The following is a 19,893-nucleotide window of genomic DNA, read 5'->3' on the forward strand; positions in this document are numbered from 1 at the left end:
AGCCATGGCCGGCAAGCAAGAGATACTCACCAGGTCCGGCATCGATGAAGCGCTGGGCGGCCTTCCGGACTGGCGGTACCGCCTCGGCGGACTGGTGACGGTCTACAAAACGCCGACGGCGGACGCAGCGCTTCAGCTGATTGCCGCCGTCGGACGCCTCGCCGAAGACCAAAACCATCACCCGGACCTCGACTGGCGCTACAACCGCGTGTTCCTGCGGTACACCTCCCATGACGCCGGCGGCGAGGTCACCTCACGGGACGTGGCGGCAGCGGCTGCGGCCAGTTCCTCCGCAGCCGACATCGGAGCAACAGCTGAACCGGGACTGCACCGGACCGTCGAGGTGGGCGTCGACACCACGGACGCTGCCGATATCTCCGAGGTATGGCGCGTTGCCCTCGGCTACAAAAAAGGTCCCGGCACGGATCTGGCCGATCCGTACGGCCGGGGCCCTTCGGTGTGGTTCCAGGAGACACCCACGCCGCACACCAGCCGCATCCACCTCGACATCCATCGAAGCCAGGCGGAGTCAGCGGCCGTCCTCGAAAAGGCCGCGACCACCGGCGCCTTAATGAACCGTGACCACGCACCCGACTGGGTGGTGGTCACGGATTCACAGGGGAACAGGCTCTGCCTGTGCACGGAGGCAGGACATCGGCCGGCGGATTGAGCCGGCTACAGCTTGAGCGCCGCCGTCAGCCGGAGCGTGTCATAGTGCGCCCTGGTGAGTCCGAGGTAGATAGCAGCACCCGCGGCAGCCACGGTCCCCAGCACCATGGGCAGAACCCACGGAATCCAGGTCAGGCCCGGCTGGTAGCCAAAGCCCGCGGCCATAAAGATGATCCAGCTCAATGCGCCGACCGCAGTGGCGACCCCAGAGGGCAGCCCCATGCCGTATTTGGCGTGCCGTTTGTCGTTAGCCCAGACAATAAAGCCTGCGGCCACGGTCACCAGCACAACAATCGTCAGCGAAAGCATTGAATCTCCTCAAAACGCAACGGATACCCGCCCGCGGAAGGCGGGGTGGGCGGCGGCCTGCTAGAACTGGCCGAAGCCGACCTTGCGGGCCTCTTCCGCGCCGATTTCGACGTAGCCCAGGGCGTTGCCCGGAACGATGATGATACGGCCCTTGTCGTCCTTCAGGCGGAGATCGGTGCCCTTGGTGATGGCTTCTTCAACGACCGTAGCCACGGCGTCAGCGTCCTGCGCTGATTCCAGCACGATTTCGCGGCCAATATTCTGAATGCCAATCTTAATTTCCAAAAGGGGGCCTCCCAGCCAATCAAAGTTTCTTGGGTTCTCTCATTTGTAGTCTAGGACTCTTTGGGGAAGCGAGAGATTCCGCGCCAAGCTAAACGATAGATGAGGTCGCTGGCCACATCGAGGTCAAGGTTTCCGTCGGTTTCGAGCCAGTACCGCGCGCTGACCTGGGCCATTCCCGCCAGCCCGCGCCCCAACAGCTGAGCCTCCAGATGGGGCAGCTTGGTGTCCTCGGCAATGACCCGGGCGACGGCGTCGGCGAATGTTTTGTTGAATGTCTCGAGGCGTGAACTGACGTCCGGATCGTTGATCAGGTCCGATTCGAAGACCAGCCGGTGGGCCTGGTCGTCGCTGGCGATAAAGCGGTAGTAAGCCCGCATCACGGCCTGGACGCGTTCGTCGTTGTCGGTGGTGGAGCTCAGTGCACCGAGCATCAGGTCCGTCAGCGACGCGAGATGGCTGTCCAGCAGGGCCAGGTACAGTTCGCGTTTGGACGGAAAATGCTGGTACAGCACCGGTTTGCTCACATGCGCCGTCTCGGCGATCTCGTCCATCGCGGCGCCGTGGTATCCGTTGGCGACAAAGACCTCCTGGGCCGCAGCGAGGAGCTGGGCCCGGCGCTCGTCCCGGGGAAGTCGGGCGGACCGCTGGCCTGCGGTGCGTTGAGGTGCAGGCGGTTCGCCGCCGGACGCCCGGTCAGCCCGTGCTTCGTGGACCACAGTTGCCCTACTTTCCATTGCAGTTACCTCCACTTTACTGCGGGGTAATATGACCTCGCGGTATCTCGGGGCATACATTGAAGTATGGCTTCGACATTCACCGCAAATGTTTCCTCTGTTTCCCTTGAACCCCTGGTGGAGCCCGCAGGGGATTTGACTCCCGCCGAAGTGGAGCGTTATTCGCGGCACCTCATCATTCCCGAGATTGGGGCCACGGGACAGCGGCGGCTCAAGAACGCCAAGGTCCTGGTCATTGGTGCCGGGGGGCTCGGTTCGCCGGCCCTGCTGTATCTCGCGGCGGCGGGTGTGGGAACCCTGGGAATCATCGACGACGACGACGTTGACCTCAGCAACCTGCAGCGCCAGGTGATCCACGGCGTGGCCGATGTGGGACGGCCCAAGATCGAATCGGCCCGTGACGCCATCGCCGCCCTCAACCCGCTGGTGGACGTCCGGCTGCACAACGTGAGGCTGGACGCCTCCAACGCGCTGGAGCTCTTCGCGGACTATGACCTGATCCTGGACGGTGCTGACAACTTCGCCACCCGGTACCTCGTGAACGACGCCGCCGCCATCCTGGGCAAGCCCTACGTGTGGGGGTCGATCTTCCGCTTCGACGGCCAGGTGAGCGTTTTTTGGGAACAGCACGGCCCCACCTACCGCGACCTGTACCCGGAGGCGCCGCCGGCGGGGTCCGTGCCGTCCTGCGGGGAGGGCGGGGTGTTCGGCATGCTTTGCGCCGCCGTCGGCTCGCTGATGGTCACGGAGGCAGTGAAGCTGATCACCGGCGTCGGGCGTTCACTCCTGGGCCGTGTGGCACTGTTCGATGCCCTCGGCGGCAGCTGGCGCGAGATCCGCGTCTCCAAGGACCCCGCGGCGGAACCAATTACCGAGCTGACGGACTACGAGGCCTTCTGCGGCATCACCCCGGCTGCCCCGGCCGACACGGAGCACACCATCACAGCCACCCAGCTGGCCACCATGCTGGCGTCCCGCAAGGCCGGACTGAAGGACTTTGACCTGGTGGACGTCCGCGAAACCGGCGAGCACGACATCGTCAGCATCGACGGGTCGGTGCTGATCCCGCAGGGACGGATCCTGGCGGGGGAAGCCTGGGCGGAGCTGCCGCAGGACAAGGACATTGTGTTCCACTGCAAGGCGGGGACCCGGTCGGCGAACGTCCTGGAAGCAGCCAGGAAAGCAGGCTACCAGCGGGTCAGCCATCTCGACGGCGGAATCCTGGCCTGGGTGCGCGACGTGGAGCCGCAGAAGCCCGTCTACTGACCGGTTGCCCTATCACTTTTGGTCGCCAAATCGTTCGGTCAGGTGCCAAAACTGATAGAGCAACGGGGGCGGGTCAGGCGCTTTCGAGGCCCTCGTGGTCCACCGGGCATTCAGCCTGCGCCGCCGCGGCAGGCTGCTCCACGGTGATTCCGTAAAGGGTTTCGAGCGCCGTCACGTAGTCGTCCTGCTGGCCATTCGCCGCCAGCTCCCGGGCGCGGACAGTGGGGACATGCAGCAGCTGCTTAACCATCCGGCGGAGGGCGAACTCCACTTCCTCGGCCGCCGCGGTGCAGCCGTGCCGGGCACGGACCTTCTCCATTTCGGCGTCCAGGACGTTCATGGTGTGCCTGCGCAATGCCACGATCGCGGTGTCCACTGAACGAGCCTCCCGCTCCTGTTCGAAGGCCTTGGCCGCGCCGGACACAATGCCGCTGGCCTGGGTGAGGGACTCGGCCTGTTCCTGCGGTGCGGCGAGGCGCACGGACTCCAGAGTAAGCAGTTCGACGCTATCGAGCTCGCCGACTTCCGGGTCAAAATCATGGGTCAGGGCGAGGTCGATGGCGATCAGCGGCTGGGTGGATAAAGCGCGGACCTGCGCAAGTTCGTCCGCCTCGACGCGGGTGTCCGAGCCGCTGCAGCCGATCATGACATCGGCCGCGGCTACGGCTGCGGGCAGGGATTCGCTGTCCAGCGCCGTGCCGCCGCGGGTGGCCACGAAGCCTTCCGCGCGGCCGGACGACGAGAAGACAGAGATGTCGGTGCAGCCCCGCTCGCGGAGCAGTGCCATAGTGGCGCCAGCATAGGCGCCGGTGCCGAACACCACGACCTTCTTTGCCGACCAGTCCGGGTTTTCGGAGAGGTCGGTGGCCAGGTCCAGGGCTACAGAAACGATGGAGAGGCCCCGGGAGCCGAGGGCGGTCTGTGCCCCGACGTCCTTGGCCGTCTTGGAAGCGGCCTGGAACAGCCGGACGAGGCCGGGGCTTGCGGTGCCCTCGTGCTGTGCGGTGATGAGAGCTCGGCGGACCTGCCCTGCGATTTCACGCTCGCCCACCACGGCTGAATCGAGCCCGGCGCTGACGGCGAAAAGGTGCTGGCTGACCTCGGGGCCGGTCCGGGTGCTGAAGGAGCGGGAGACAAGCTGTTCGTTGAGGCCGCTGAGCCCGCTGATCTGGGACACCAGGGCCGCGCGGGCGGCCTCCACGTCATCGGCGTGGGGTGCTTCACCGTAGATTTCGTAGCGGTTGCAGGTGGCAAGCACCACCGCACCCGTCACTGCCGGCGATCCGGAGAGTGCGGATGTGGCGATACCGGAAGCACCGTTGCTCAACTGAGCAACGGTCTCAAGGTCGATGTCGGCGTGTGTAGCCACCAATGAAAAAAGAACCACAGCAGATCAATCATAGCTTTTTCGTGCCTCGGTAGAACAACCCGCAGCGCGGGGACGGCCGGCGCGGGGCCGTGATTCCTGCCACGGCGCCTTTGCGGCCGCGAAGGGTGACAGGCTGTCGTTATCTTTTGTGCCCGATTTTGGGGACAATCGAGGCATGACTTCCAGCTCCGCCGTGTCCAATGCCGTGTCCAGTGCCCTGTCTAACGACAGCGCCCTGGCTGCCGGCCATCCTCTAATGGACGGCCGCACCGCAGATTCCCCGCTGATCACGGCTTACCGGGGCGGCAAGCCGTCGCGCAGGCCCGTGTGGTTCATGCGGCAGGCCGGCCGGTCGCTGCCGGAGTACATGAAAGTCCGCGAAGGCGTGGCCATGCTCGACTCCTGCCTCCGGCCGGAGCTGGCGTCCGAGATCACCCTGCAGCCGGTGCGCCGGCACGACGTTGACGCAGCCATCTTCTTCTCCGACATTGTGATTCCGCTCAAGCTTGCAGGCGTCGGCGTGGACATCGTGCCCGGCGTGGGTCCGGTGCTGGACAGGCCGGTGCGAACGGCTGAAGACGTTGCGGCCCTGCCCCGGCTGACGTGGGAAGCCCTGGAACCCATCCGGGAAGCCGTGCGGCTGACCGTCGCTGAGCTGGGTAAAACTCCGCTGATCGGTTTTGCCGGCGCCCCGTTCACCCTCGCCGCCTACATGGTTGAAGGCAAGCCTTCCCGCGACCACCTCGGCCCGCGCACCATGATGCACGCCGACCCGGAGACCTGGACAGCACTGGCCAACTGGGCCGCGGATGCCTCCGGGATGTTCCTCCGCGCCCAGCTTGAAGCCGGCGCCTCCGCCGGACAGCTGTTCGATTCCTGGGCCGGGTCGCTGGGCTTGGCCGACTACACCAAGTTCGTTGCACCGGCCTCCACCCGGGCGCTGGACCACGTCCGGCACCTCGGCGCGCCGCTGATCCACTTCGGTACCGGAACCTCGGAACTGCTTGTCGCCATGCGCGACGTCGGCGTGGACGTGGTGGGCGTCGACTACCGCCTTCCGCTGGATGAGGCCAACCGCAGGCTGGGCGGCACGGTGCCCCTGCAGGGGAACATCGATCCCGCACTCCTGTCCGCTCCCTGGGAGGTGCTGGAAGCCCACGTGCGCGAAGTCATCCGGGCCGGCTCGGCAGCACCCGGGCACGTACTCAACCTGGGCCACGGTGTGCCTCCCGAGACCGACCCCGCCGTCCTGACCCGGGTTGTTGAGCTCATCCACTCCATCTCCCCGGAGTAGGTCCGTGGGCAAGGCAACGGATCCCGGACAGCAGCCCGACGTCCCGGCTGAGGCAGTCCTGGCTCCGGCGCTGGTGGTGGGCGGCGGGATCTCCGGCCTCCTGGCCGCCAGGGAACTGGCAGCGGCCGGCCGCGCCGTCACTGTCCTGGAGGCCACGGACCGCTGGGGCGGCTGCGTAAGCAGCCACGTCGTGGCGGGCCTCCTGCTCGACAGCGGTGCCGAGTCCTTCGCCACGCGTTCCACCGCCGTGGCCGACCTCGCCGCCGAGTTGGGCCTGGCCGGAAAAATCGTCGCGCCCCGCCCGGGCGGCGCGTGGGTGCAGCTGCCCGACGGACCGCGGGAACTTCCCAAAACCGGCGTCCTGGGCATCCCCGCCAACCCGTGGGACCCGGAGGTCCGGCGCTCGCTCGGCTTCCTGGGCTCCCTGCGCGCCTCGCTGGACAGGCTCCTGCCCGCGTCCGTCGGAGCCTCTGCCAAGGTGACAAGCGTGTCCTCGCTGGTGCGTGCCCGAATGGGCCGCCGCGTCCTTGACCGCCTGGTCGCCCCGGTCGTGGGCGGCGTGCACTCCGCCGACCCCGGCCTGCTTGACGTGGATATGGTGGCGCCTGGACTGCGTGCCGGGCTTCGCCGGCACGGTTCACTCGCGGCCGCCGTCTCCGCGCAGCGGCGCGGCCCTGGCCCTGCGGCGTCCGCCCCCGGACCGTCTGAAGTGCCGGGCTCCGGGCGGCAGCCCGTTGCCAAGGCGGGTTCCGCCGTCGCCGGACTGGAGGGGGGCATGCACACCCTCGTCACCGCGTTGCTGTCGGAGCTCCGTGCCCGAGGTGTGGCGCTGGTGCACGGTGCGCGCGCGGACAGCGCCGCCAGGACGCCGGACGGCTGGCGGGTCACCGCGGGACCAACCGCTTACGACGCCGGCCTGCTGGTGGTGGCACTCGACGGTCCGGCCGCCATCGGGCTTCTGGAAGCAGCGGTCCCCGGCCTTGCCGGCAAGCAGCCTGACAGCGGTCCCGATGTCAGGCTTGTCACCCTGGTGGTGGACGTCCCCGAACTGGACCGGCGGCCCCGGGGGACGGGCATCCTGGTGGCACCGCAGACCCCGGGCATTGAAGCTAAAGCACTGACGCATGCGACGGCGAAATGGGACTGGCTGGCGGCCGCTGCAGGCCCCGGATCCCATGTCCTGCGGTTGTCCTACGGGCGCGTCGATGGTTCGGCATCCGGCGGAGGCGGTCCTTCATCCGACAATGACCTCCTGGTCTCCTCCCTGCGTGACGCGTCCGCCCTGCTCGATGTCCCCATCCGGCAGGAGGACATCATCGGCTGGGACGTTGTCCGGTGGCAGGGAGCGCTGCCGTTCGCCGCTGTCGGACACAAGGCGCGCGTTGCGGACATCAGGCAGATCTGTGCGGAGCAGGAAGGCCTCGCCGTCGTCGGAGGCTGGGTGGCTGGCAACGGACTGGCTGCTGTCGTGGCCGACACCAGGGAACAGATTCGAAGCTTCCTGAGCTGACCATCGCCCCAGTTCAGCCTGTTGTCAGCCTGTTTACAAGGCCAGTCAAGTGCTCTTGCCGACTTTCAATTGACCCGCCACGGTGGCTAGGGTTGATGACTATGGTTAACTACAGGTCCGAATTTTCACGTTCCCGGACCGGTATCCATGGGGGATTCCGAAGGGGCAGCGCAGCTGCCGCAATCGGGGCGGTACTGGTCCTCACTGCGGGTGTTCCCGCGTCCCAGGCAGACGGAAGTTCCGGCGCTGACGAGCCGGAAGTGCAGGTCAGCGGCAGCGCGCAGTTGCCGGTGGTCGGGGGACTCCTGAACAGCGTGCTCGGCTCCGCCACAGCCTCGCCCCAGCCCACTCCGGTCCCCGAAGCGACCACCGTGTCCCCGTCGCCGGTCCCCGCGCCCACCACGGCTTCACCGTCGCCCACCACCAGCGCTGCGGCAACGGGTACTGCAACGCCCGTGCCCGCCCCGTCTCCGCTGGGCGGCACCACCGCGGCGCCACTCCAGCAGCCAGCGGCCGGCCAGCCTGATGCAGCTTCCACAGCAGGGGCCGCGCCCGGGGTAACCGGTGGCGACGCCGGCACTCCGGCCGCCGACCAGCCTGCCGCCGGGGACAGTGCGGCAGCATCCGCCGCATCAGAGCCAACCGGCAGCGCGTCGGCCCCCACGGCCACAACACGCACCGGGGTTCCCCAGGCAGTCGGCGGCGCCGCCCAAAGCCGCCACGACATGACCGCCCAGACGGAACCCGCGGCCGAGACCGCCAAGGTGTGGCTCGGCGTCGGGCTTGTCGGGTCAGCGGGGGCAGCCGGACTGGTCTTCACCCGGATCCGCCGGTTCTAAGCCCGGCAGCAGCCCCGGCGCGCCATGCCTGTTGCGCATGATGTGACATTCAACACTTCTACGGCTTGTAGAACTCTTCGGTTTCGACTTGGCGAAGGGGAAGGGGCAAACTGGTAACCATGAGCCACACTTCTGCCGAATCTGTCACTAAAACCGAAGAATCAGCCGAGCAGTTTTTTACCCTCTGGACTGTATTCAAGCGGTCAGCGGACGTCCTGCGCAGCGCTGACGCTGCCGGCGACTTCGATGCGCTGCTGTCCCGCCTGGGCGAAGCCGGGGTGACCCACCGCGGAAACTATGATGTCTCCGCCATGCGCGCCGATGCCGACGTGATGGTGTGGCTCCATGGCCCCAAGCCCGAAGACCTGCAGCGGGCGATCCGCGATATCCGCCGCAGCAAGCTTTTCGCCGGAACGGAAATTGTCTGGTCCGCCATGGGGGTGCACCGCGAGGCTGAATTCGCCAAAAACCACACACCTGCCTACTCACGCGGCGTTGCGCCGGCAGAGTGGCTGTGCGTCTACCCGTTCGTGCGCTCCTACGAGTGGTACATCCTGCCCGAGGCCGAGCGCGGCAAGATGCTGCGCGATCACGGCATGCTGGGCCGCGACTTCCCGCAGGTCATCTCCAACACCGTGTCTTCCTTCGCCCTGGGCGACTGGGAATGGATCCTGGGCCTGGAAGCGCCCGAGCTGGTTGACCTCGTGGACCTGATGCGGCACCTGCGCGCCACCGAGGCACGCAACCACGTCCGCGAGGAGATCCCGTTCTACACCGGACGCCGGATCAGTGCGGCGGAGATCGCAGAGGTCCTCGCATGAACCCGGCGGATCCCCAACCGGGCTCCACGCTGACCGCCGTCAACCCCGTCACCGAAGCCGGCCGGATGGCGCCCAAGGACTACGACGCCGTGCTGCTCGCCTCCTTCGGCGGGCCCGAGGGCCAGGATGACGTCCTGCCGTTCCTCCGCAACGTCACCCGCGGCCGCGGCATCCCCGACGAGCGGCTCGAAGAGGTCTCCCACCACTACCGGGCCAACGGCGGCATCAGCCCCATCAACCAGCAGAACCGCGAGCTCAAGGCGGCACTGGAAGCCGAGCTTGCCGCCCGCGGCATCGGGCTGCCGGTGCTCTGGGGCAACCGCAACTGGGACCCCTACATCCCGCAGACGCTGCAGGACGCGTACGACGCCGGCCACCGCAGGCTGCTGATGATCACTACGAGTGCCTACTCCTGTTACTCCAGCTGCCGCCAGTACCGCGAAGACATCGGCATGGCACTGAACGAGACCGGCCTGGACGGCCGGCTCGAGGTGGACAAGGTGCGCCAGTACTTCGACCACCCGGGCTTTGTGGAGCCCTTTGTTGAAGGGACCGCCGCCGGCCTGGCCGACGTCCGCGCCCAGCTCGCTGCGGCCGGCACCCCGGACGCGCCCGTGCACATCCTGTTCGCCACGCACTCCATTCCCACCCGCGACGCCGACGCAGCCGGACGGTCCGACGCCGAGCCGCGCGACTTCGAGGAAGGCTCCGCGTACGTCGCGCAGCACCTCGCCACTGGTGCCGCGGTGATCAGCCGTGTTGAGGCCGCATCGGGCCTCACCGCACCCTGGTCCCTCGTCTACCAGTCGCGTTCAGGTGCCCCGCACGTGCCGTGGCTGGAACCGGACATCAACGACGCCATCGAGGAACTGGCCGGCCAGGGCATCAAGGGCATCGTGATTGTTCCGCTGGGCTTCGTCAGTGACCACATGGAGGTTGTCTGGGACCTGGACACCGAAGCGCTGGAGACCTGCCGCAACCTGGGCCTGGCCGCCACCCGGGTGCCCACACCCGGCACGCACCGCCGGTTCGTCAACGGGCTGGTGGACCTCATCTCGGAGCGGACCCGGTCCGCCAACATCGCCGACCGTCCGGCAGTGACCGGCCTCGGCCCGTGGTACGACGTCTGCCGTCCCGGCTGCTGCGCCAACTTCCGCGGCGAAAAGCCCACCATCGCCGGCGCGGACACCACGGTTGGAACCGGACACGACCCGTACCCTGACGCGACCGCAGTGCCGGCCGGGGGAGAAGGCGCCCAGTGACCGTCCGGATCGGAACCAGGGCCAGTAAGCTCGCCCTGACCCAGACGCAGCAGACCGCGGACCAGCTTGCCGCCGTCGGCGGATTCCCCGTGGAACTGGTGCACGTCAGGACCGACGGCGATGTCCTCACCGGTTCGTTGTCCCAGATGGGCGGCACCGGCGTTTTTGTTGTTGCCCTGCGCGAAGCGCTCCTGCGCAACGAGTGCGACGTCGCAGTTCACTCGCTGAAGGACCTGCCCACCGGCGCAGCTGTTGGCCTCACGCTGGCGGCTACGCCCCGCCGCGTTGATGTCCGCGACGTCCTCTGCGCCCGCGACGGCCTGAAGCTGGCCGACCTGCCGCAGGGCGCCACCGTGGGCACCGGCTCACCGCGGCGCGCTGCACAGCTCCGTGCCGCACGGCCGGACCTGCAGATCCTGGACATCCGCGGCAACGTGGATACCCGCCTTGGCCGCGTGCCTGGGCTTCCGGGCAACGTGACGGACCAGGTGGTGCCAGGCAAGTCCTGCGACCTCGACGCCGTAGTCCTCGCCGCCGCCGGCCTGGAGCGGATCAGCCGGCTCGACGCCGTCACCGAGTTCCTCGAAACCGACGTGATGCTGCCGGCCGCCGGGCAGGGGTCGCTGGCCATTGAATGCCGCACCGCCGACGCTCCCCGCAAGGCCGGATCAACGGAAGGCTCGCAGGGCGTCCTGGCCCAGGCCCTGGCGGCACTCGATGATCCTGACACCAGGCTCGCCGTCACCGCCGAGCGTGCGCTGCTGGCCCGGCTTGAGGCCGGCTGCGCTGCCCCAGTGGGCGCCTACGCCTACCGCAAGGGCAGCATGCTGCACCTCGAAGCCGTGGTCTGCGCCGTGGACGGGACAGCCTCCGTCCGCGACAAACGCGCCACCGACGGGCTGACCGAGGTAGGGGCCACGCTCCTGGGCATCGAACTGGCAGAGGTCCTCCTTGCCGGCGGCGCCGCCGACATCGCAGACCTCCAGGCATCCTGACCGGGTCCGTGGACACGCGCCCGGGGGCGTCCTGACATGGCGGGCCAGGACAACAGCTTCCAGCAGGACCAGCGGCCGCTCGCTCACACCCGGGTCCTGATCACCCGCAGCCCGGAGCGGTCGCTGTCCCTCATCTCCGCCCTGGAACAGGCAGGTGCGCAGGCACTGCTGCTGCCGCTGATCGATTTTGAGCGGGCCGCGGACCAGCATTCCCTGGACGTGGCCTGTGATGCCCTGGCGGCCGGGGCGTTCGACTGGCTGGTGGTCAGCAGCGCCACGACGGTCCACGTCCTGAGCGACAAGGCCGCCGAGCGTGGCCTGGCCCTCGGCGACTGGCTGCCCGCCACGACCCGGGTGGCCGCCATCGGCCAGGCTTCGAGGGGAATGCTCGAATCCGCGGGAGTCTCCGTCACGCTCGTGCCTGAGACCGCTCAGTCGGCTGCCGGGCTGCTTGACGCATGGCCGGCCGGTGCAGGCCGTGTGCTCCTGCCGCAGGCCGACATCGCGGCACCACGCCTGGCCGAAGGGCTGACGGCGTCCGGGGCCTCCGTTACGGTCGTCACTGCCTACCGGACCGTCGACTTTCCGGCCGATGCGGAGCGCAGGCTCGCCGTCGAACCGCTGGCAACCGGCCCGGGGGAAAACGGCCCCGCCGCACCCGTGGCCGTGCCGTCGTCGTACGCGCTGCTGACCCCTGAAGCCGCCCAACGCGAGATCGCCGCCGGCCGGCTGCACGCCGTCGTAGCCGCATCACCCAGCGCCGCCCGGCGCATCAACGCCCTGCTGACCCCGCTGCAGGACTGCCGGCTCGTCGCGATCGGACGTTCGACGGCGGACGAGGCCGCCGCGGTCGGACTGGACGTGGCTGCGGTCGCGGCTGAGCCCACCCCCGCCGGGCTCGTGGCCGCGGTGCGCGACGCCTTGGATTCCCCGACCCCACCCGGACCACCTGTGAAGGACACACCATGAGTTTCCCCAACCAACGTCCCCGCCGCCTGCGCACCACTCCGGCGATGCGCAGGCTCACCGCCGAAACGCGGCTGGCCCCGGCCGAGCTCATCCTGCCCGCCTTCATCAGGGAAGGGCTCACCGACCCCAACCCCATCACGTCCATGCCGGGCGTGCTCCAGCACACCACGGACACGCTCAAGCGCGCCGCTGCCGAAGCCGTCGAGTTGGGCATCGGCGGGATCATGCTCTTTGGCATCCCGGCGGTCCGGGACGCCGAAGGCACCGCTTCCCTGGATCCGGATGGCGTGCTCAACAAGGCCATCCGCGACGTCCGCGCCGAAGTGGGGGACGACCTGGTCATCATGAGCGACGTCTGCCTGGACGAGTTCACCGACCACGGGCACTGCGGCGTGCTCGACGCCGACGGGTACGTGGACAACGACCGCACTGTGGAGATCTACGCCAGGATGGCCGTGGCCCAGGCCGATGCCGGCGCCCACATGCTGGGTCCGTCCGGCATGATGGACGGCCAGATCGCCGCCATCCGCAGGGCGCTGGACGACGCCGGGCACACCACCACGTCCGTAGTTGCCTACGCAGCCAAGTACGCCTCGGCTTTCTACGGTCCGTTCCGTGAAGCCGTGGACTCCCAGCTGAAGGGTGACCGGCGGACGTACCAGATGGACGCCGGAAACCGCCGCGAGGCCATCCGGGAAGTGGAACTGGACCTGGCCGAAGGTGCTGACATCGTGATGGTGAAACCGGCCATGAGCTACCTGGACATCGTGGCCGACGTCGCGGCCATGAGCCCGGTCCCCGTTGCCGCCTACCAGATCTCCGGTGAGTACGCGATGATCGAGGCGGCGGCAGCGAACGGCTGGATCGACCGCCGCGCCGCCATCACCGAGTCCGTGCTGGGCATCCGCCGCGCCGGTGCCGACATGGTGCTGACGTACTGGGCGGCCGAGCTCGCCGGCTGGCTGAGGGAATCCCGATGACCTCGCAGCCGGCCTCGGAGCCTGCGGCTTCCGCAGCCGCAGGGCCCACTGCGCCGGTAGCCGCGGACCGTATCCTGTTGGGGCTGAACACCTTCGGCGACGTCGGTGAGAACCCGGACGGCAGCCCGCAGCCGCATGCCCAGGTGCTCCGCCAGCTGCTTGAACAGGCTGAACTGGCTGACGCCGTCGGACTCCATGCGTTTGGCGTGGGGGAGCACCACCGCAAGGACTTCGCCGTCTCGGCCCCTGAGGTTTTCCTCGCCGCCGCGGCGGCCCGCACCCGGCAGATCCGGCTCGGCTCTGCTGTGACCGTTCTGAGCTCGGATGATCCCATCAGGGTGTTCCAGCGCTTCGCCACGGTGGACGCCCTCTCCAACGGCCGGGCGGAAGTCATGCTCGGCCGCGGATCCTTCGTCGAGTCATTCCCGCTGTTCGGGCTGGACCTGGCCGACTACGAGGTCCTGTTCGAAGAGAAGCTCGAGCTGTTCGACAAGGTGCGGTCGCAGAAACCCGTGCACTGGGAAGGCCGCACCCGGCCCGCGCTGCACGGCCTGAGCGTCTACCCGCCGCTCGAGCACCACCTGCTTCCCACCTGGATCGGCGTGGGCGGAACCACTGAATCGGTCCTCCGCTGCGCCCAGTACGGGTACCCCATCATCTTCGCGATCATCGGCGGGCAGCCCCGCGCCTTCGGGCCGCTCGCCGACCTTTACCGCGAAGCCATGTCCCAGTACGGGCATCCCCTGCAGCAGGTCGCCACCCACTCGCCCGGGCACGTGGCAGCAACCGATGAGCAGGCCCGCGAGGAGTTCTTCCCGCACTGGCTCAAGCTGCGGAACAGGATCGGCGCCGAACGCGGCTGGGGACCGGCCGGGCGGCAGGAGTTCGACTCCCTCTGCGCCCCGGACGGTGCGCTGTACGTGGGGTCCCCGGATACCGTGGCGAGGAAGATCGCCCGGCTCAAGGCGGACCTGGGTGTGGACCGTTTTGACCTCAAATACAGCAGCGGCCCGCTGCCGCACCCGGCCATGATGCGCTCCATCGAGCTGATGGGCACGGCGGTGGCGCCCAAGGTGTCCGAACTGCTCGGTAACTGACGCGCCGGCCAACTGAAAGAATAGGAACCATGACTTCCAGCAACCCTCGCAACGAGGAACTCTTCGACCGCGCCCGCCGGCTGATGCCCGGCGGCGTGAACTCCCCCGTCCGGGCCTTCGGCTCCGTGGGTGGAACGCCCCGGTTTATGGTGTCCGCCAAGGGGCCGTACCTCACGGATGCCGACGGGAAGGAATACGTCGACCTGGTCTGCTCCTGGGGCCCGGCCCTGCTGGGCCACGCGCATCCCGCCGTCCTGGAAGCAGTCCACGCGGCAGTGGACCGTGGCCTGTCGTTCGGTGCGTCCACGCCCGATGAGGCCAACCTGGCAGCCATCGTGCAGGAACGCGTCCCGGCAGCGGAACGCGTCCGGATGGTGTCCACCGGCACCGAGGCCACCATGACGGCCGTGCGGCTGGCCCGCGGATTCACCGGACGCAACCTGATCATCAAGTTTGCCGGCTGCTACCACGGCCACCTGGACGGGCTCCTGGCCGCGGCCGGTTCCGGCGTCGCCACTCTGGCACTGCCCGGTTCGGCCGGTGTCACGGAAGCCACCGCCGCCGAAACGCTTGTCCTGCCGTACAACGACCTCGCAGCGGTCGAGGCCGCCTTCGCCGCGCACGGCGCCAATATCGCGGCCGTCATCACCGAAGCCGCCCCCGCCAACATGGGCGTGGTGACCCCCGCCGAGGGGTTCAACCTGGGGCTGTCCCGCATCACCCGCGAGCATGGCGCCCTGCTGATTCTGGACGAAGTGCTCACAGGCTTCCGCACCGGTTATTCGGGCTACTGGGGCCTCACCGGCGGCGCACCCGACGCCGCGGAACCGTGGACCCCTGACCTGCTGACCTTCGGAAAGGTCATCGGCGGCGGAATGCCGACGGCGGCCCTCGGCGGGCGTGCCGACGTCATGGACTATCTCGCGCCGCTTGGCCCGGTGTACCAGGCCGGCACCCTGTCCGGGAACCCCGTGGCCATGGCCGCCGGCGTGGCCACGCTGACCCATGCGACCCGGGACGTCTACTCATTCATCGATGCCCGGTCGCTGGAACTCTCGTCGGCGCTGTCCGCGGCGCTGGATTCGGCCGGTGTGGACCACTCCATCCAGTTCGCCGGAAACCTGTTCTCGGTTGCGTTCGGAACATCGGCCCATGGCGTCCACAACTACGCGGACGCCCAGGCCCAGGAGACCTTCCGGTACGCGCCGTTCTTCCACTCGATGCTGGAAGCCGGGGTTTACCTGCCGCCGTCCGTCTTTGAGGCCTGGTTCCTCTCGGCAGCGCACGACGACGCCGCCATGAACCGGATCTTCGACGCCCTCCCGGCAGCAGCGAAGGCAGCTGCCGCCGCGCAACGCTAGCTCCGGCGTCGTTCCTTAAACCGGAAATCCCCGCCTCCCGGACGAATCCCCTCTGTATGCAAGGGGGAAATGTCCGGGAGGCGGGGATTTTCTGTTGGCGCTAGAGGACGTCCGAAAGGAAGCCCTTCAGCCGGTCCGTGGCCGGGGAGGTGAAGATCTGCTCGGGCGGACCCGATTCCACCACCACGCCGGCGTCCATGAACGTCACGCTGTCAGAGACGTTGCGGGAGAAACCCATCTCGTGGGTCACCACCACCATGGTCATGCCGCCCTTGGCGAGGTCCGCCATCAGCGACAGGACACCCTTGACAAGCTCGGGGTCCAGGGCCGACGTTGCCTCGTCGAAAAACATCACTTCAGGCTTCATGGCCAGCGCACGGGCGATCGCCACGCGCTGCTGCTGGCCGCCGGAAAGGTTGGCCGGACGGGCATCAGCTTTGTGCTTCAGGCCCACGAGGTCCAGCTGGTCCAGGGCTTCGGCGTGTGCCTGGTCCTTCGGCAGCTTCCGGAGCTTGCGCAGTGCCAGCGAGATGTTTTCTGCCACCGTTTTGTGCGGGAACAGATTGAACTGCTGGAACACCATGCCGATCCGCTGGCGCAGCTCATCCGGGTTGTCCTTCAGGACGGACCTGCCGTCCAGCAGGATGTCGCCCTGGTCGGGTTCGATCAGCCGGTTCATGACGCGCAGCAAGGTGGACTTGCCGGAGCCGGACGGTCCGATCACGGACGCCGTGGTGCCCTTCTCCACGTGGAGGTCTATGCCGCGAAGCACATGGTTGTGGCCGAACGAAAGGTGCAGGTTCTTGCCGGTCAGGGTACCGGAGGTAAATTCCGTCATGCCTGTGCCCCCTTGCCGATAGGTGCCGCCAGCTCGTCGGGTTCCTTCTTCTCCGGCCGGCCGGTACGCAGCCGGTTGTCGATGAAGTTCACGAAGTGGGTCAGCGGAACAGTGAGGATCAGATACAGCAGGCCGGCAGCCACCAGCGGGGAGAGATTCCCCGAGTTGGCCATTGCGTCGTTCCCGATGCGGAAGATCTCCCGTTCGGAGGCCGCCAGGCCCAGCATGAACACCAATGAGGAGTCCTTGAGCAATGCAATGAACTGGTTTACCAGGGCAGGCAGCACGCGGCGGATGCCCTGCGGCACCACCACCAGGCGCATGGAGCTGCCGTAGCTGAATCCCAGCGCCCGGGACGCCTCCAGCTGTCCTTTCTCCACGCTCTGGATGCCGGAGCGGAAGATCTCTCCGATGTACGCCGCAGCAATGAGCGTCAGGGCGAGGACACCCAACGGATAAGGGTTCCGGGAGCCGGTCAGCTCGCGGGCAAGCGGACTGAGGCCGATCCCGATCACCAGGATCACCAGGATGGCCGGCAAGCCACGGAAGATGTCGGTGTAGATGCGCGCCACCCAGCGGGCCCCGGCGTTGCGGGAGATGCCCATCAGGGCAAGCGCCAGGCCCAGGACAGACCCCAGCACCGCCGAGGAAACTGCCAGGATGATCGTGTTGGGCAGGCCCACCATGATCAGGGACGGCAGGACCTCCGCCATCGCACCCCAGTTAAAGAAGGTGTCGGCAAGTTGTTCGAGTGTGTCCATCAGGGCAGCGGTCCTGATCAGCTCTGCGGAACCGTGGCAGCCTTGCTGCCCGGCTTCCAGTCGCTCGGCATTTCGCGGTCCGGGTACCATTCCTTGGTCAGCTTGGACCAGGTGCCGTCAGCGATCACGGCGTCCAGGCCGGAGTTCAGGGCATCGATCAGGGGCTGGTTGTCCTTGTTCACGGCGTAGGCAGTGAAGTTCTGGGTGTTGACCACGGACTCGGCGATGACGGTGCCGTCGCCTTCCTTGACCTGGCCGGTTGCCTGCTGCGACGGGGCAACCCAGGCGTCGACCTGGCCGTTGCGCACGTTGGCGTACACAGTGTTGTAGTCCGGGAAGCGGATGGGTTCGAGCTTCAGCGTGTTGGTGACGTAGTCGTCCTGCACGGTGCCCTGGACCACACCGATGCGGAGGCTGTCATCCAGGTCGGCGAAGCCCTTGACGTCGCCGTCGGTCTTGGCCACTACCGCCATGAAGCCGAAGTCGTAGCCGTTGGTGAAGCCCACGTTTTCGCGGCGCTTGTCCGTGGTGGAGATGGAGGAGGATCCGACGTCGAACTGCTTGTTCTGGACCTGCGAGAGCAGGGCGGAGAAGTCGGTGGCGACGAACTCGACCTCGAGGCCGAGCTTGTCACCGATGGCGCGCAGCAGTTCGTTGTCGTAGCCGGTGAACTTGCCTGAGGGGTCAAGGAAGATGTTGGGCGGCGCATCCGAGAGCGTACCTACTTCGAGCTTGCCTTCGGTGTTCAGGCCGAGCTTGGACTTGTCGATCTTGTCGATCGGGGTGACCTCAGCGGTGGTGTACTTGTCCAACGTCTGCTGATCGCTGCCGGCCAGGGCGTCCGTCGGCGTGCCGGTGGGCTGGGACGCCCCGCCGCAGGCCGCGAGGGAGGCGGCCAGGGCAATAGCCACAGGAACGCCGGTCAGCCACTTCATGGCTTTCGATTTCATCAGGTAGTCACTTTCATCTGAGTCATAAGTTCATCCCGGCCGTAATACTGCATACGTGGCGCCGGGGGCCTGCCACACCATGGAACTGACGTTCAGGACAGGGGACCGCAAAACTTAATCATCTCACTAAGGCCTATTCCTGCGGATAGACGAAGAAAGTAGCAGCCCAAAGCGGTGTGGGCCGAATATTGCTCGGCTCAGGCCATGTGTCCGCTCCGGCCCGGCCTGATGGCGTCGATATTGCCGAATCGCCGCATGCTCTGGCCCTGCATGCACGGTCGGCCGAATAAGTGTGAGTTAGCTCGCAGCTAGAAGTCGCCCCGGCTTGCGTCTTCGGGCGGCAGGACCGGCCAGTCGCCTTCGATCACGGCAGCAGGCTTGGTCTTCCTCAGGTAGCCCTGGAAATCGGCCGCCTGGCTGACGGCCCAGTCCACCTGGAGCTGGTGAAGCTGGCTGGCCGGCATCCTGAGCTTGGGAAACTTGCCCGCCATCGCGTCCAGGACCCGGACGGTGGCGAGGGCGTCCGCGGCGGAGGTGTGGGCGTTGTCCAGGCTGACGCCGTATTCCTCGCACAGGGCGGTGAGCGTTCGTTTGCCTTTCCGGTACCTGTCCACCTGCTTGTTCATGATGTACGGATCAAGGACGGGAAACCGGCTCAGCTGCTTGACGCCGTACCGCGCCGATTCCGCGGCCAGCACAGTGAAATCGTAGCTGGCGTTGAACGCAATCACGGGAACGCCCGCATCAAAGAGCTCCTGCAGAACGGTGGCAAGCTCCCGCGTCACCTCATGGGCGGGGCGGCCCTCGCTCCTGGCCTGCTCGGTTGTGACACCGTGGATATCGCTTGCTTCCGTGGGAATCTCGACACCCGGATCGGCCAGCCATTCATGTTCCGTGATGACATCCCCCTGATGGTCAACCACAGTCACCGACGCCGTGACAATGCGTGCCGCGCGGGAGTTGCGGCCAGTGGTCTCGAGGTCGAACGCGGCGCGGGGGAGGGTGTTCCAAGTGCTCATGTTTCCACGCTACCGGGCCGCACTGACAGTCTCCGGCAGCGCCGTCGGCGGGTCAGGATTCTTCCTTCCCGGCGTACCGGGCGGTGCGCCGAAACCGGCTACGCTGGATCAATGCGGAGGGAGTATGTCGATGCGGTGCTGGCCGTGGTGGAGCTGGTACCCCCGGGCACTGCCGTTGCTTACGGCGATGTCGCCGAACTCCTCGGAGCCGGCGGCCCCCGCCAGGTCGGTGCGGTCATGAGCCACTACGGCAGTGATGTGCCGTGGTGGCGGATCCTCAAGGCCAGCGGGCAGGCGCCCGAAGGCCACGACGCCGAAGCCCTGCGCCACTACCTGGACGAGGGCACGGCTCTCCTGGGCAGCCCTGACGAATTCCTTCGTACGGGCGAGGGCCGCTGGCGCGTGGACCTGGCTGCGGCCCGGTGGGCGCCGACAGACGCTGAATTCGACCAGCTGGACGCAATTGCGGACCGGCTGGAGCGTGGGCTTCATAAATTGTCCGTGGCCGATGATGAAATGTCCGTGTGACGTTAACAAGCCTCCAGACGGACCTCCTGCCCGACCC

Annotated in this window: 21 protein-coding genes; 13 read left to right on the forward strand and 8 right to left on the reverse strand. The window is 67.4% G+C overall.

Features of this window, described 5'->3' with window-relative positions; translation table 11 throughout:
• The first annotated feature begins 4 nt into the window (after positions 1-4).
• Complete coding sequence (locus EYS21_RS02015) at positions 5-670, forward strand: 4a-hydroxytetrahydrobiopterin dehydratase (protein WP_131131449.1); 666 nt, start codon at positions 5-7, stop codon at positions 668-670.
• 5 nt (positions 671-675) lie between these two features.
• Here the strand turns inward: EYS21_RS02015 and EYS21_RS02020 are convergent, their stop codons facing one another.
• Genes EYS21_RS02020 through EYS21_RS02030 form a run of 3 tightly spaced genes read right to left on the reverse strand, consistent with a single transcriptional unit; the run spans position 676 to position 1,979 of the window.
• Entirely contained in the window at positions 676-978 is a 303-nt protein-coding gene (locus tag EYS21_RS02020) for a hypothetical protein (protein ID WP_131131450.1), read from the reverse strand.
• Positions 979-1,038: 60 nt separating this feature from the next.
• Positions 1,039-1,263, reverse strand: coding sequence for a DUF3107 domain-containing protein (locus EYS21_RS02025; RefSeq protein ID WP_131131451.1), 225 nt, complete (start codon positions 1,261-1,263; stop codon positions 1,039-1,041).
• Between the two features lie 50 nt (positions 1,264-1,313).
• Positions 1,314-1,979, reverse strand: a complete 666-nt coding sequence (locus tag EYS21_RS02030) for a TetR/AcrR family transcriptional regulator (RefSeq protein WP_131131882.1) — start codon at positions 1,977-1,979, stop codon at positions 1,314-1,316.
• Positions 1,980-2,063: 84 nt separating this feature from the next.
• Between EYS21_RS02030 and moeB the strand changes: the two genes are divergently transcribed.
• On the forward strand, positions 2,064-3,263 hold the full coding sequence (gene moeB / locus EYS21_RS02035; RefSeq protein ID WP_131131452.1) for a molybdopterin-synthase adenylyltransferase MoeB: 1,200 nt from the start codon (positions 2,064-2,066) through the stop codon (positions 3,261-3,263).
• A gap of 73 nt (positions 3,264-3,336) precedes the next feature.
• Here the strand turns inward: moeB and EYS21_RS02040 are convergent, their stop codons facing one another.
• Positions 3,337-4,650, reverse strand: coding sequence for a glutamyl-tRNA reductase (locus EYS21_RS02040; protein WP_131131453.1), 1,314 nt, complete (start codon positions 4,648-4,650; stop codon positions 3,337-3,339).
• 157 nt (positions 4,651-4,807) lie between these two features.
• On the opposite strand from EYS21_RS02040, the gene hemE reads away from it, so the two are divergent.
• The 10 genes from hemE to hemL all read left to right on the forward strand — a co-directional run bounded on the left by hemE (position 4,808) and on the right by hemL (position 15,760).
• Positions 4,808-5,926 carry a uroporphyrinogen decarboxylase gene (hemE, locus tag EYS21_RS02045; RefSeq protein ID WP_131131454.1) on the forward strand — a complete coding sequence of 373 codons (1,119 nt, stop codon included), beginning with the start codon at positions 4,808-4,810 and terminating at the stop codon, positions 5,924-5,926.
• A 70-nt stretch (positions 5,927-5,996) separates the two neighbouring features.
• Positions 5,997-7,436, forward strand: a complete 1,440-nt coding sequence (gene hemG / locus EYS21_RS02050; RefSeq protein ID WP_131131883.1) for a protoporphyrinogen oxidase — start codon at positions 5,997-5,999, stop codon at positions 7,434-7,436.
• 101 nt (positions 7,437-7,537) lie between these two features.
• Positions 7,538-8,275, forward strand: a complete 738-nt coding sequence (locus tag EYS21_RS02055; protein ID WP_131131455.1) for a hypothetical protein — start codon at positions 7,538-7,540, stop codon at positions 8,273-8,275.
• Between the two features lie 119 nt (positions 8,276-8,394).
• The gene (gene hemQ, locus EYS21_RS02060) at positions 8,395-9,096 is read left to right on the forward strand and encodes a hydrogen peroxide-dependent heme synthase (protein WP_131131456.1); all 702 of its coding nucleotides are present in this window, start codon (positions 8,395-8,397) and stop codon (positions 9,094-9,096) included.
• Complete coding sequence (locus tag EYS21_RS02065) at positions 9,093-10,358, forward strand: ferrochelatase (RefSeq protein WP_131131457.1); 1,266 nt, start codon at positions 9,093-9,095, stop codon at positions 10,356-10,358. Before hemQ ends, EYS21_RS02065 begins: the two co-directional genes overlap by 4 nt.
• Positions 10,355-11,353, forward strand: coding sequence for a hydroxymethylbilane synthase (gene hemC / locus EYS21_RS02070; protein WP_131131458.1), 999 nt, complete (start codon positions 10,355-10,357; stop codon positions 11,351-11,353). Before EYS21_RS02065 ends, hemC begins: the two co-directional genes overlap by 4 nt.
• A 36-nt stretch (positions 11,354-11,389) precedes the next feature.
• Complete coding sequence (locus EYS21_RS02075; protein ID WP_131131459.1) at positions 11,390-12,322, forward strand: uroporphyrinogen-III synthase; 933 nt, start codon at positions 11,390-11,392, stop codon at positions 12,320-12,322.
• Positions 12,319-13,302: a porphobilinogen synthase gene (gene hemB, locus EYS21_RS02080; RefSeq protein ID WP_131131460.1), complete on the forward strand. Its 984-nt coding sequence runs from the start codon at positions 12,319-12,321 to the stop codon at positions 13,300-13,302. Before EYS21_RS02075 ends, hemB begins: the two co-directional genes overlap by 4 nt.
• A complete protein-coding gene (locus tag EYS21_RS02085) occupies positions 13,299-14,399 on the forward strand; it encodes an LLM class flavin-dependent oxidoreductase (RefSeq protein WP_131131461.1) in 1,101 nt (366 codons plus the stop codon). Before hemB ends, EYS21_RS02085 begins: the two co-directional genes overlap by 4 nt.
• Positions 14,400-14,428: 29 nt before the next feature.
• Positions 14,429-15,760, forward strand: a complete 1,332-nt coding sequence (hemL, locus tag EYS21_RS02090) for a glutamate-1-semialdehyde 2,1-aminomutase (RefSeq protein ID WP_131131462.1) — start codon at positions 14,429-14,431, stop codon at positions 15,758-15,760.
• Between the two features lie 100 nt (positions 15,761-15,860).
• Here the strand turns inward: hemL and EYS21_RS02095 are convergent, their stop codons facing one another.
• The 4 genes from EYS21_RS02095 to EYS21_RS02110 form a co-directional block, all read right to left on the reverse strand.
• Positions 15,861-16,598, reverse strand: a complete 738-nt coding sequence (locus EYS21_RS02095) for an amino acid ABC transporter ATP-binding protein (RefSeq protein WP_131131463.1) — start codon at positions 16,596-16,598, stop codon at positions 15,861-15,863.
• Complete coding sequence (locus EYS21_RS02100) at positions 16,595-17,359, reverse strand: amino acid ABC transporter permease (RefSeq protein WP_131131464.1); 765 nt, start codon at positions 17,357-17,359, stop codon at positions 16,595-16,597. Before EYS21_RS02100 ends, EYS21_RS02095 begins: the two co-directional genes overlap by 4 nt.
• A gap of 17 nt (positions 17,360-17,376) precedes the next feature.
• The gene (locus EYS21_RS02105) at positions 17,377-18,309 is read right to left on the reverse strand and encodes an ABC transporter substrate-binding protein (protein ID WP_131131465.1); all 933 of its coding nucleotides are present in this window, start codon (positions 18,307-18,309) and stop codon (positions 17,377-17,379) included.
• 308 nt (positions 18,310-18,617) lie between these two features.
• A complete protein-coding gene (locus tag EYS21_RS02110) occupies positions 18,618-19,328 on the reverse strand; it encodes a 3'-5' exonuclease (protein ID WP_131131466.1) in 711 nt (236 codons plus the stop codon).
• Between the two features lie 111 nt (positions 19,329-19,439).
• On the opposite strand from EYS21_RS02110, the gene EYS21_RS02115 reads away from it, so the two are divergent.
• Positions 19,440-19,856, forward strand: coding sequence for an MGMT family protein (locus EYS21_RS02115; protein WP_131131467.1), 417 nt, complete (start codon positions 19,440-19,442; stop codon positions 19,854-19,856).
• The last annotated feature ends 37 nt before the right edge of the window (positions 19,857-19,893 follow it).

This window comes from Arthrobacter sp. S39 (assembly GCF_004320525.1).
Lineage (GTDB): Bacteria > Actinomycetota > Actinomycetes > Actinomycetales > Micrococcaceae > Arthrobacter.

Bases quoted from the DNA above. Each gene is read 5' to 3' on its own strand.
- moeB (WP_131131452.1), top strand. From the start codon at position 2,064: ATGGCTTCGACATTCACCGCAAATGTTTCCTCTGTTTCCCTTGAACCC.
- EYS21_RS02115 (WP_131131467.1), top strand. From the start codon at position 19,440: ATGCGGAGGGAGTATGTCGATGCGGTGCTGGCCGTGGTGGAGCTGGTA.
- EYS21_RS02095 (WP_131131463.1), bottom strand. From the start codon at position 16,598: ATGACGGAATTTACCTCCGGTACCCTGACCGGCAAGAACCTGCACCTT.
- EYS21_RS02055 (WP_131131455.1), top strand. From the start codon at position 7,538: ATGGTTAACTACAGGTCCGAATTTTCACGTTCCCGGACCGGTATCCAT.
- hemB (WP_131131460.1), top strand. From the start codon at position 12,319: ATGAGTTTCCCCAACCAACGTCCCCGCCGCCTGCGCACCACTCCGGCG.
- EYS21_RS02105 (WP_131131465.1), bottom strand. From the start codon at position 18,309: ATGAAATCGAAAGCCATGAAGTGGCTGACCGGCGTTCCTGTGGCTATT.
- EYS21_RS02110 (WP_131131466.1), bottom strand. From the start codon at position 19,328: ATGAGCACTTGGAACACCCTCCCCCGCGCCGCGTTCGACCTCGAGACC.
- EYS21_RS02100 (WP_131131464.1), bottom strand. From the start codon at position 17,359: ATGGACACACTCGAACAACTTGCCGACACCTTCTTTAACTGGGGTGCG.
- hemE (WP_131131454.1), top strand. From the start codon at position 4,808: ATGACTTCCAGCTCCGCCGTGTCCAATGCCGTGTCCAGTGCCCTGTCT.
- EYS21_RS02075 (WP_131131459.1), top strand. From the start codon at position 11,390: ATGGCGGGCCAGGACAACAGCTTCCAGCAGGACCAGCGGCCGCTCGCT.
- hemQ (WP_131131456.1), top strand. From the start codon at position 8,395: ATGAGCCACACTTCTGCCGAATCTGTCACTAAAACCGAAGAATCAGCC.
- EYS21_RS02085 (WP_131131461.1), top strand. From the start codon at position 13,299: ATGACCTCGCAGCCGGCCTCGGAGCCTGCGGCTTCCGCAGCCGCAGGG.
- EYS21_RS02015 (WP_131131449.1), top strand. From the start codon at position 5: ATGGCCGGCAAGCAAGAGATACTCACCAGGTCCGGCATCGATGAAGCG.
- EYS21_RS02020 (WP_131131450.1), bottom strand. From the start codon at position 978: ATGCTTTCGCTGACGATTGTTGTGCTGGTGACCGTGGCCGCAGGCTTT.
- hemL (WP_131131462.1), top strand. From the start codon at position 14,429: ATGACTTCCAGCAACCCTCGCAACGAGGAACTCTTCGACCGCGCCCGC.
- EYS21_RS02065 (WP_131131457.1), top strand. From the start codon at position 9,093: ATGAACCCGGCGGATCCCCAACCGGGCTCCACGCTGACCGCCGTCAAC.